The sequence below is a fragment of the Candidatus Polarisedimenticolia bacterium genome (genome assembly GCA_035764505.1).
Lineage (GTDB): Bacteria > Acidobacteriota > Polarisedimenticolia > Gp22-AA2 > AA152 > AA152.
In genome coordinates this window covers 1-6,783 of sequence record DASTZC010000206.1, presented here as the reverse complement: position 1 = coordinate 6,783, position 6,783 = coordinate 1, and the positions used below count along the sequence as shown (strand labels likewise).

Annotated in this window: 8 protein-coding genes; 7 read left to right on the top strand and 1 reads right to left on the bottom strand. The window is 65.2% G+C overall.

Annotated elements, in window-relative coordinates:
* Positions 1-1,180 (bottom strand): cytochrome B (locus tag VFW45_13575; GenBank protein HEU5181812.1); only part of this gene is annotated, 1,180 nt, incomplete at its 3' end.
* A 140-nt stretch (positions 1,181-1,320) separates the two neighbouring features.
* On the opposite strand from VFW45_13575, the gene VFW45_13570 reads away from it, so the two are divergent.
* The 7 genes from VFW45_13570 to VFW45_13540 all read left to right on the top strand — a co-directional run bounded on the left by VFW45_13570 (position 1,321) and on the right by VFW45_13540 (position 6,687).
* On the top strand, positions 1,321-1,671 hold the full coding sequence (locus VFW45_13570; protein HEU5181811.1) for a cytochrome c: 351 nt from the start codon (positions 1,321-1,323) through the stop codon (positions 1,669-1,671).
* A 159-nt stretch (positions 1,672-1,830) separates the two neighbouring features.
* A complete protein-coding gene (locus VFW45_13565) occupies positions 1,831-3,141 on the top strand; it encodes an amidohydrolase family protein (protein HEU5181810.1) in 1,311 nt (436 codons plus the stop codon).
* 150 nt (positions 3,142-3,291) lie between these two features.
* Positions 3,292-3,942 carry a DUF2959 family protein gene (locus VFW45_13560; GenBank protein HEU5181809.1) on the top strand — a complete coding sequence of 217 codons (651 nt, stop codon included), beginning with the start codon at positions 3,292-3,294 and terminating at the stop codon, positions 3,940-3,942.
* A gap of 101 nt (positions 3,943-4,043) precedes the next feature.
* Positions 4,044-4,580 carry an outer membrane beta-barrel protein gene (locus tag VFW45_13555; GenBank protein HEU5181808.1) on the top strand — a complete coding sequence of 179 codons (537 nt, stop codon included), beginning with the start codon at positions 4,044-4,046 and terminating at the stop codon, positions 4,578-4,580.
* Complete coding sequence (locus tag VFW45_13550) at positions 4,577-5,251, top strand: DUF2959 family protein (protein ID HEU5181807.1); 675 nt, start codon at positions 4,577-4,579, stop codon at positions 5,249-5,251. The genes VFW45_13555 and VFW45_13550 overlap by 4 nt, the downstream gene beginning before the upstream one ends.
* Before the next feature lie 220 nt (positions 5,252-5,471).
* A complete protein-coding gene (locus tag VFW45_13545; GenBank protein HEU5181806.1) occupies positions 5,472-6,008 on the top strand; it encodes an outer membrane beta-barrel protein in 537 nt (178 codons plus the stop codon).
* Between the two features lie 34 nt (positions 6,009-6,042).
* Entirely contained in the window at positions 6,043-6,687 is a 645-nt protein-coding gene (locus tag VFW45_13540; GenBank protein ID HEU5181805.1) for a DUF2959 family protein, read from the top strand.
* Positions 6,688-6,783: the final 96 nt, after the last annotated feature.

Sequence of the window (6,783 nt, the reverse complement as noted above, 5' to 3'; positions counted from 1 at the left end):
AGTTGGCCACCTCGACGGTTCCGCCTCCCCGGATCGCCAGGCCATGAAAGCTGTCGGCGAAGGTGCGCCCCCGATCCGATGGGATGCCGTATTTCTCCGACAGCTTGACCGAGCTGTGGCAGGGAGTACAGACCTGCGCCGAGACGTTCCGGGCGGCGACCGGAGAGCGGGGATCGGCATGGTAGAGGATGTTGTGCTCCCCGTGGCAATCGGTGCACACCGGTGCGTTCCGATTGCCGCGCCGCAGCCCCGCCGCGTGCACGCTCTGGGCATATTTCTCCGCCTCGACGGCGTGGCAGCGGGCGCAGGTCTCGGGAATGTGCGTCTTGTTGACCCGCGCTTCCGGGTCCATCCCCTGGCGCATCTCATGGCTGCCGTGACAATCGACGCAGTTGGCGGCCGCGGCATTTCCCGCCAGCAGTGCCGCGCCGTGCACGCTTCCTTGATAAGCGGCGATGAAGCCGGCGCGCGGACCCATCCTGGCCTTGACGTCGGAATCATCGAGATGGCAGGAAAGGCAGACCTTCTCCTGGGCGACCTTGAGCGAGGCCCCGTCTTTCGTCCAGCTCCGCGGCGTCAGCGGCTGGTTGTGGCAGGACAGGCATCCCGGGGCGCCTTTGGCTTGCGCCTTCAGGGCCTTGCCATGCGCCGAGGACGCGAAGGTGCGGGCCACCTCCTGATGGCAGGCGCCGCACGACTCGAGCGGGCGGTCGGTCCGGTACCTGAATTTCTCGGAGCGCACCGGGACCACATCGTGGGATCCGTGGCACTGCTGGCATGACGGCAAGGGCGGCCTACCTGCTGCTGAGGCAGATAGACCGGCATGGAAGGGATGCTTCTCCTGTGCGTCGGAATGACAGGAGGCACAGGCCACCGGCTCGATCTTCTTCTTGTGGGGCAGCTGCCCGGGATTGAAGCCGGCATGGCAGTCGGTGCAGCCCAGATCCTTGTGGACCGAGCCGGCTAAAGTCCTGGGGTCGACGTGCAGGGAGATCGTCTTCTCTTGGCGCTGGGCGGTGATGGAAGCGGCGCTATGGCAGCCGAGGCAAGTCTCGGAGGGAACCGCGCTTGAGGCGGGCGCCGAAGCGGCAAGCGCGAGGATCGCGAAGAGAAGGAGGATCCTGGGCGTCCCAAAAGAGGAAGATGCAAGGTTCTTCCTCTTCCGCTGAAAGGTGCCCATTGCCTCTCCTCCACGCCGGGTCGCAGCGGAGGCCTCGAGGCGGCCAGGAGCCGCCTTGGTTGTTCACCTGGGGGGGCCCCATTATAATCTCCTCCTACTGTCCCGGTAACGAGACGCCCTCTTTAAGGAGAACCCGAGCAATGAGAATCCGCCGTCTCGCCGCAGTTTGCCTCTCGGTCCTTGCAGCTGGAAGCCTGGCGCTCGCGCAGGACGCCGCCCAGGTCGAGAAGGGCAAGGCCGTCTTTGCCGCTGCCAATCCGAAGTGCACCATGTGCCACAGCGTCGCCGGCCAGGGAAACGCCAAGCACCCGCTCGACGGCGTCGGCGGCAAGCTCTCCGGCGACGACATCAAGGCCTGGATCCGCACCCCCAAGGAGATGGCCGCGAAGGCGAAATCGGAAGGTAAGCCTCCGATGATGGCCTATCCGAAGGAAAAGATCTCCGACGCGGATCTGGACAGCCTGGTGGCGTACCTACTCAGCCTCAAGTAAGGCGCGGTCGAAACGGAGCCGGGAACCCCCGGTCTCACACGAATCTGCAAGGCCTCCCCGCGGGCGGGCCGCGGCCGTTCCTGCTAAGATGCGCGCTTCCATGAATCGCGCGGACGGCAGTGCAGGTGTTGGTGCGTCCGCCCTCGAGAGGATCAATTCATGCAGCGCTCCCGGTCGCTGTCCACCGTCTGTCTCGCCTCACTTGTTGGCACGGCTCTCCTGCTCGCCTCCCGCAACGCCGCGGCTGCCCCCATGGTCACCATCCTGCGCTGCGGCAAGATCTTCGACGGCAAATCGGCCGGCACCGGGCGGACCGAGATCCTGGTGGACCAGGGGAAGATCGTCTGGGTCTCCCCTTCGGTCGGGCGGCCCGAGAACGCCCTGATCGTCGACCTCACCAAGCAGACCTGCCTCCCCGGCCTGATCGACACCCACGCCCACCTGATGTTCGTCCCGGGCGACAATGACAAGCAGATGATTTCCCAATCCTCCGCCGCCAAGACGCTGCGCGGCTACGCCAACGCTCTGACCATGCTCAAGGCGGGCTTCACCACCGTGCGCGTCCCTGGCGACCTGGACCTGGCCTGGGGCGCGGCCGACCTGAAGCGGGCGGTGGAATCCGGACTGGTACAGGGCCCGAGGATGTTCGTCGCCTCGCATGCCGTCTCCTCCACCGGCGGGCATGGCGACTGGGCGCACTTCGCGCCGGAGTTCGACATTCACGGGGCGGCGATCGCCGACGGTCCCGATGAGATCCGCAAGGTGGTGCGCAACGAGTTCCGCAACGGCTCCGACTGGATCAAGATCATGGCCACCGGCGGCTTCCTCTCCGCCGGCGACGAGCCGGGGACGGCCACCTACCGCGAGGAGGAGCTGCGCGCCGCCGTGGAGGAAGCGGAAGCCCTCGGGCACCATGTCTGCGCCCACGCCCACGGCGCCGAAGGGATCAAGCGCGCGGTCCGCGCCGGAGTGCGCTCCATCGAGCACGGCACCTTCATCGACGACGAAGGGCTGCGGCTGATGGAGCAGAAAGGCGCCTTCCTGGTCCCCACCTGGAGCACCGTCGACTGGCTCAAGGAGCACGGCCGGGAAGCGGGCCTCCCGGCGTATGCCCTGGAGAAGCTGGATCGCTACGGATCCAAGCTCCTGGAGCGCCGCGCCGCCATCGCCAAGAGCCGCGTCCGGATCGCCTATGGGACCGACGTGGGGGCCTATCCCCAGGCGGAGGCCTGGAGGGAGTTCGTCTCCCTGGTGAATTCGGGGATCGCTCCGCTGCGTGCCCTGCGCGCCGCAACCACCGAAGCGGCCGACCTCCTGGACCGGTCCGACCTGGGACGGCTGACCGCCGGCAGCGCCGCCGACATCGTCGCGGTGGATGGAGACCCCTTCGAAGACATCCAGGCGATGGGGCGGGTCGAGTTCGTCATGAAAGGGGGCGAGATCATCCGCCACTCGGCGATTTCCAGGTAGCGACCGGCCTGCGGCCCGCCGGCATGGCCCTTCCAGGACCGGGCCGCCCCGTCACGATAGACAACCCCATTTGTTTGGAATATGATGCGCCCCATCCGCGGAGACAACATTTCAACGCCTGACACGGCATAGTCTAAGGAGGAGTGTTCGATGAAGCTCGGTAACAAATCCGGATTGTTCGTGACTTCGATGGTGGTGGCGGCCCTGATATTCATGGGCGCCGCGGCACCGAACCAGGCCGACAAGGTGGCTCAGAGAATGCTGAAGTTCGATGCGGCCCTGACGCAGGCCTCGACCCAGATCGACGCCACCCTCGCCTCGATGAACGCTCTATCCTCCGCCTCCGGCGCCGACCTGACCGCCAAGTACAAGGACTACGCCAACAACGTGAAGAAGCTGGAGTCGATGGCCCAGAAGGCCAAGGCCCAGTCCCAGCAGGCGACGGCGCAGCGCGAGCAGTACCTGAAGCAGTGGGAATCCTCGAACGCCAAGATCCAGAACGAGCAGCTCAAGGCCGCCTCCCAGGCTCGCCGCGACGAGCTGGTGCCCAAGATCGAGGCGATCAAGACCTCCCTCGGCTCGGCCAAAGAGGCCTTCGGGCCGTTCATGCAGGACCTCAAGGACCTGAACCTCTATCTGGGCAACAATCTCAACCCGCAGGGCATCACCGGCGCCAGCGAGCTGATGACCAAGTCCACCAGCGCGGGCGAGACGGTGAAGACCGCGATTGCGCAGGGCCAGGCGGCCATCAAGGATCTCGCCGCCAGCATCAGCCCGGGCGGCGCTGCTCCGGCGAAGTAGTCACCGATTCCTTCTCATTCCAGGCTTAGCGCGCGGGGAGGGTGCGTCCCGGCCTCCCCGCGCGCGTCCTTAATCGGGCGCCGCGTTCGAGGAGATGGCGCATGAGCTGGAAGAAGTTCCTCCTGGTCGGCATTTTCGCGATGGCGTTCATGGCCGTCCCGGCCCACGCGGGAACGGTCGGCGTGTACGGCGCATTCTGGGATACGGATGACGCCGATTCGAGCTGGGGGGCCGGCGCCCGTGTCGGCTTCGATTTCCTGAGCTGGTTGGAGCTGGAGTTCCACGGCACCTATTTCCCCGAGTTCGGGGGCGACGTCCTGGGATCGGATATCGACATCAGCGTCATACCGGTCGACGGCGGCCTCAAGTTCAAGCTCTTCCCCAACAAGCCGGCGACGCTCTACGTGGGCGCCGGCGCCACCTACTACTTCCTGGACTCCGATGACGTCGAGATCGACAACGAGACCGGCTACTACGCCGAGGCGGGCGTCGAGTTCGGAGGAGAGCACACCCGGCTGTTCTTCGAGGTGATGTGGCGCGCGATGGACGCCACCATCGACTCCGGAATTCTCAGCGGCGACGCCAGCTTCGACGGCCTGACGGGCCAGTTCGGCGTCAACTGGACCTGGGGCAAATGAGCCGCCGCGTGTCGGCGCGCGGCCTGATGCGAGCCGTTCTCGCCGCGGCCCTCGTCGTCTGCACGGCGGGGGTCGCGGCACCTCTTCACGCGGCCACCAGCCCCGAAAAGGCCGAGAAGCTGGCGGCCCGGATGCTGGATGTGGAAGCCTTGCTGGACAAGGCCGCCAACCAGCTCGCCGCCACCCTCGATTCGATGAATGCCATCTCCGCGGCCAAGCCGGAGGACCTCGCCGCCCGCTACGAGGACTTCCACGACAACTTCGCGACCCTCGGCTCGATGGCGAAAAAAGCCCGCTCCAGCGCCGAAAAAGCGGCTTCGGACCGTGGCGCCTACCTCAAGAAATGGCAGTCGGCCCAGGACAAAATCCAGAACGAGCAGCTCAAGGCGGCCTCCCAGGCCCGCCGCGACGAGCTGATGCCCATGATCGACGCAATCCATGGCTCGCTGACCTCGGCGAGAGATACTTTCTATCCCCTCATGCAGAGCCTCAAAGACCTCGACCTCTACCTGGGTAACAATCTGAGCCAGCAAGGGATATCCCTATCCGGCAACCTGATGGCGAAGTGCACCAGCGATGGCGCGGCGGTAAAAGCCGACATCGATCGTGGTCGGGAAGCCATCAAGGCTTTATCCTCTAACATTCGACCGGGAGCCGGGGCCTCCCGGTAGCCAGCTCCGGTCGAATATCCCTCTCTACCCGGACGACGGCGAGGCGCCGTCCGGGTCGGCTCCACCCTCTCTGATGTCCGCCAGGACGGCGGCGTGCCTTGCCATGAGACGGCAGACCCGGCGCGCGGTCCGCAAGCGGATGTCCTCTACCCCGTGGGATCGCGCGTCCCGATCCTTCCGGGCCCGCTGAATCGGACGCCTACTTAGAGGAGAGCCCTCCGTGAACTGGAAGAGACTGCTGATCTGCGCGTTCGCCGCGGCCCTGTTTTCCATACCGGCCCAGGCGGGGACTGCCGGCCTCTACGGGGCCTATTGGGACACCGACGAAGCCGACTCGAGCTGGGGCATCGGCGCCCGGGCCGGATTCGATTTCGTCGACTGGCTCGAGCTGGAATTCCACGGTACTTACTACCCTGACCTCGGGGCCGATCTGGTCGGGCTTCCCGAGGCTCTGAACATCTCCGCCATCCCGGTGGACGGCGGCTTGAAGTTCAAGTTCTCCGGCGAGAAGCCGGGCTTCTATGTCGGTGCCGGGTTCACCTACTATTTCCTGGACATCGAAGATGGAGAAATAGACAATACGACCGGCTGGTACGCCTCGGTCGGGGCCGATTTCGGCAAGACGCACACCCGGGGGTTCGTCGAGGCGATGTGGCGCACGATGGACACCTCGATCGCCCTGAACGCCTTCGATGCCAATGCCAACTTCGAAGGGTTCTGCATCAACGCCGGCGTGAACTGGTCTTGGGGTCAGTAAGCCGGCAACAGAGCAGAGGGACAGCGACCTGGCTATGAAAAGAATCCCTCTTCTGTCCACCCTCCTGGTGATCCTTCTGCTGGGGGCCGTGCCGTCCATCCGGGCGGCCACGGCCCCCGAAAAAGCCGAAAAAGTCGCCTCCAAGATGCTGAAATCGAAGGAGGCAATCGAAGCGGCCAGCACTCAGATCGACGCCACCCTCAAGTCGATGAACGACATGGCCGTCGCCAAGGGCCCCGACCTGAAAGCGCGCTACGGCGCGTTCACCAAGAACGTCGACAAGCTCGAGTCGATGGCCAAGACGGCCAGGAGCAACGCCGACAAGGCGCGCAAGGATCGCGACGCCTACCTGAAGAAATGGGAGTCTGCCCAAAAAGACATCCAGAACGAGCAGCTCAAGCAGGCGTCCAAAGCGCGGCGCGACGAGCTGGTCCCGAAGATCGACGCGCTGAAAGACGCCGCCTCCTCGGTGAAGGAGACCTTCGTCCCCTTCATGCAAAGCCTGCACGATCTCGAGCTATACCTGGGAAACGATCTGAGCGAGCGCGGGATGGCCACCGCGAGCGACCTGATGAACAAGGTCAACGCCGACGGTGAGAAGCTCCGAGCCGACCTGGCCACCGCGACCGCCACCTACACGCAGCTCGCCGCCGCCCTCAGCCCTTCGGCCGCAAAGTAACCCGGCCAACCACTTCCTGCGCCTTCACCCAAAGTCTGAACCCATCGAATCAGGATCCGCACCGGAGTGTCGCGAACTGAAGGGGTTGCCCCGGTC